The following is a 3,964-nucleotide window of genomic DNA, read 5'->3' as shown; positions in this document are numbered from 1 at the left end:
GCCCAGCCGGGCGCCGCCGGTGCCCCTCTGAGTGCCGGCAGCGCCGGACCGGCCCTCGGCGGCGACGTCCGCCGTCGTGAGTCTGCTTCTGGTTCCGTTTCTGCGGGAGCTGCCGGTGCCGCCGTAACTCCGGCTGCCGTTCCCAAAGCGTTCGCCGAGCACGACGACGAGATCAAGGCCGGTTCCCTCCGCGACCCCCTGACGGCCCTGCCGAACGGCCCGCTCTTCAACGAGCGGCTCGCCGCGGCACTGCGCCGCCCGGATCCGGCGGACATCCTGTTGCTGAACCTCGATGACTTCAGGCACCTCAATGACGTGCTGGGACGCTCGGCGGCCGATGAGCTGCTGGTGGAGGTGGCGAGCAGGCTGCGCAACTGTGTGCGGCCGCATGACACCGTGGCCCGGCTGGGCGGCGACGAGTTCGCTGTGCTGCTGACCGAATGCCTCAACGCGGACGCGGTGGCCAAGCGGATCGCCGAGGCCCTCTTCGCTCCCCTGCGCGTGGGCGGCTCCATGGTCCGGCCCGGCGTGAGCATGGGCCTGGCGTCCAAGTCCCGGCAGACGCTGGACGGGGCGGAACTGCTCCGCCAGGCCGACGCCGCAATGACCGCCGCCAAGGCCGCCGGGAAGAACACGTGGCTGCGGTTCCGGCCGGAGATGCTGAGCACGCCGGCGCACAAGGCCGACGGCGAGACCGGGCTCCGGCGCGCCGTCGARCTGGGCCAGATCTCGGTGCACTACCAGCCYGTGGTGTCCCCCGGCATCGGCTCGGTGGTGCAGTTCGAGGCGTTTGCCCGGTGGGAGCGGCACGGCCGGCTGGTGCCGCCCAACCAGTTCCTGCCCGTGGCCGAGCAGAGCGGCCTGATCCGCGAGATCGGCGACGAGGTCCTGCGYCGCGCCTGCGCCGAGATCCGCCCCTGGCTCGCCGGAGACGCCGCGTACAGCGTCGCCGTGAACGTCTCKGGCCTGCAGTTCCAGCACCGGGAYTTCGCCGTGGACGTGCTCGCGATCGCCGCATCCACGGGCGTCGACCCGCACCAGCTCACGCTGGAGCTCACCGAGAGCGTGTTCTTCGACGCGTCCTCGGACGTGCTSGGCCAGCTGCGGCAGCTGCGCGCGGCCGGGGTCCGGATTGCCATGGACGACTTCGGCACCGGGTATTCCACGCTCGGCCGGCTCCAGGAACTGCCGCTGGACAACGTCAAGATCGACCGCTCTTTCGTGGCCATGATCAAGACCGGCCAGGAACAGCTCCCGTTCTTCGCCACCATGATCAACGCCGCTCAGGCCCTCGGCCTGAAGGTCACGGCCGAAGGCATCGAGACCCCGGCCCAGGCCAAGTACCTGATGGARCGCGGCTGCGACTCGCTGCAGGGCTACCTGTTCGCCAAGCCGGCGCCGGCCAGCCACCTGGCCGGGACCATGGAAAGCGCCCTGAACGCCCTGGACAGGGTCGACGCCGCMCGGTGACCCTGGCGTCACCCTCAMTCACCCGGCGTCGGCGCCGCCACATCCCATCGATTGCAGTACGCCATCAACGCCGCACCCCGCCGTTGGACGCAAACGGCCGCTAAGCAGCATGGCTTAGCGGCCGTTCTTGGCCAATCGATGGMTCGGACCTAGCGCTTTTCGCAGGCGATGCCGTCGTTGTCGCGGTCAAGGTCGTATTCGCCCCAGTGACGGGGGCCGGCGCCGTCGTTGTAGCTGTACAGGGTGTTGTCGACGCGGAAGTTGGTGACCGGCTTGCCGCTGGTCCTGTCCCGGGCGCCCTTGACGCCCACCCCGTGCGGGTAAACCTTGTTCAGCTCSGTGCAGTTCTTGTACGACCTCGGCGCGGGCGCGGCAGATGCCGGCACGGCCGTRGCGCTCAGGACGACGGCGGTACCCGCCAGGGTCGCAATAATCAGTTTCTTCAGGCGCACGGTAGAGAGCACTCCCCCAAATAGAAGCCCTCAGCCGCGTGTCGGAGAGGGGCAGGAAAATGCTAACCCACGATTCCGCCGCAGGTGGGGAGGCTAAGGGGCTGCTCAGGCGCGGCTCCGCAGCGTGATTTACGGCTGGCGGTCCAGCTTGTCGAGGTCCTGGGCCACCATGGCCTCGCTGCGCTGCCACAGTGCCTTGGCGAGGCCTGCGTCGTAGGCCTGCCTGTTGGCTTTGGAGAGCGTCCGCTTGGCGTAGTAGGCGCCGGAGATCCAGTCGTGGCCCGGGGTGGCGTTGGCGAGCCACACRAGGGTRTCCGCGCCCTGGYCGGGGGTCAGCATGAASCGCTTGAGGAAGGACTTGTAGGCCAGKCGCATGGGGCTGGTGGAGTCYGCCGCGAAGTTSGTGGCGACGCCGCCGGGGTGGAAGGCCGCCGTCGAGATGCCCTCGGCGTTGTAGCGGTTGTGCAGCTCGGTGGTGAAGAGGATGTTGGCGAGCTTGGCGTTGCCGTAGGCGCGGTTGGTGGAATAGCTCCGTGCCGCGTCGAGGTCGTCGATGTCCAGCTTGCCGAAGAGCGAATTCGCGACGCTCGAGGTGTTGATGACGGTGGCCCGGCTCGCGGCGAGGACGTCGATCAGCCCGGTGGTGAGCAGGAAAGGGGCCAGGTGGTTGACCTGGAAGGTCGTCTCGTGCCCGTCCACSGTGAGCTCGCGGGGCCCCATGATGCCGCCGGCGTTGTTCGCCAGGACGTCAATCTGCGGGTACTTCTCCTTCAGCTGCGCGGCCAGGGTGCGCACCTGGGCGAGGTCGGCGAAGTCGCTGACATAGAAGTCGGCGCCGATTTCRTTCGCGATCGCCTCGGTCTTGTGCGCGGAACGCCCGACGACGACGACGCGCTCCCCYTGGCGGGCAAAGGTCCGCGCGGCGGACGCGCCGATCCCGTCGCTGGCTCCGGTGATGACGATAGTGCGTTCGGGCATTGGGGTGTCCTTAGAACGAAAACGGTGGGCTGGTTTTTGGAATCCAGCCCCGTCGAATTCTAACGAGCACACCCGGGAGAATGTTCCGGACGAGCCGGTGCTTACCCCGGAGTTTGCTGGGAATCTGGTGGGATTGATGCKMAGGCGGCCGTCARCTCAGCGCCKCCTCACAYTGCTGCATCAATATGGTGCTTACGCGATCCTTGCGCACGGTGCGGGGCGCGGATATCGCCGCAYGGACSGGCTCTGGCTGGGGTTGCCCTCGTCAGCTGGCSGGGTCGTACCCGAACTGYCGGAGCTCTTGCGAGCAGCGGCAGGCGACGGCGATCTTCGCGGCCCACTCGATCGCCGCCTCCCGCGAGGGAAGCTCGAGAACGGTGTAGCCGCCGTTGGGCACCKTGTGGCCTGGGTACGTGCCCTCGGTGACGGTGCCGTCACCGGCCACGAGCACCGGRTCTACGTCCTCATCGATCCCGCCGCCAAAGACGTACACGCCCGCCGCCTTGGCCTCCTCGATGACRGCATGCGAGGAGTCGACCACTGCCTGGAAGTCCTCCTCGGGGAACACCATGGCCTCACCKGGGAACGAGATCAGGTACTTCGTCATTCGAGGACTCCTCTGCTCCGGYGCCCGCCAAGTAGGGGCAGCCATGGACTACTTCGACTCGATCGTAATRGGTGTTGGGTTGCGGGTCGAGGCCTCTGAATGATGGAGCTTCCTAAGACTTCCGGCCCGGCTGGACGCTCAATCACGAWGTGGGGGTTAAATGCGGGAGGACCCCCAACATGTGTTGGGGGTCCTCGACCGTTAATGATGTTCCGGCGGTGACCTACTCTCCCACACCCTCCCGGGTGCAGTACCATCGGCGCTGTGGGTCTTAGCTTCCGGGTTCGGGATGGGACCGGGCGTTTCCCCCACGCTATGACCGCCGTAACCCTTGCTCCGCCACCGCCYGTTGCCGGGGGTGGGGAAATCTGGTGGTTACAACATGTGCTCTGCGGTTTTCACCGCAGSTGTGGTGTTGTTATTCAGTTGACGGTTCTCAAGCAACGGGTTTGTTGGT

General features: G+C 67.2%; 4 protein-coding genes and 1 rRNA gene. 1 reads left to right on the top strand and 4 read right to left on the bottom strand.

All coding sequences use genetic code 11. From position 1 onward, the window contains the following. The coding region (locus AC1DEY_RS22665; RefSeq protein WP_476869960.1) for a putative bifunctional diguanylate cyclase/phosphodiesterase at window positions 1–1,470 on the top strand (1,470 nt) is incomplete at its 5' end. A 149-nt stretch (window positions 1,471–1,619) separates the two neighbouring features. Here AC1DEY_RS22665 and AC1DEY_RS22660 read toward each other — a convergent pair. From AC1DEY_RS22660 to rrf, 4 genes are all read right to left on the bottom strand, one after another. Beyond that, window positions 1,620–1,934, bottom strand: coding sequence for an excalibur calcium-binding domain-containing protein (locus AC1DEY_RS22660; RefSeq protein WP_476869959.1), 315 nt, complete (start codon window positions 1,932–1,934; stop codon window positions 1,620–1,622). Between the two features lie 117 nt (window positions 1,935–2,051). Next, on the bottom strand, window positions 2,052–2,900 hold the full coding sequence (locus tag AC1DEY_RS22655) for an SDR family NAD(P)-dependent oxidoreductase (protein ID WP_476869958.1): 849 nt from the start codon (window positions 2,898–2,900) through the stop codon (window positions 2,052–2,054). A 265-nt stretch (window positions 2,901–3,165) separates the two neighbouring features. Then, window positions 3,166–3,507 carry a YciI family protein gene (locus tag AC1DEY_RS22650; RefSeq protein WP_476869957.1) on the bottom strand — a complete coding sequence of 114 codons (342 nt, stop codon included), beginning with the start codon at window positions 3,505–3,507 and terminating at the stop codon, window positions 3,166–3,168. Between the two features lie 210 nt (window positions 3,508–3,717). Then, window positions 3,718–3,834 (bottom strand): 5S ribosomal RNA (gene rrf / locus AC1DEY_RS22645). Between the last annotated feature and the right edge of the window lie 130 nt (window positions 3,835–3,964).

Source organism: Arthrobacter sp. 05T47, from assembly GCF_056395825.1.
Note: the sequence above shows the minus strand (reverse complement) of the source record. Positions and strands in the feature narration are given on the sequence as shown.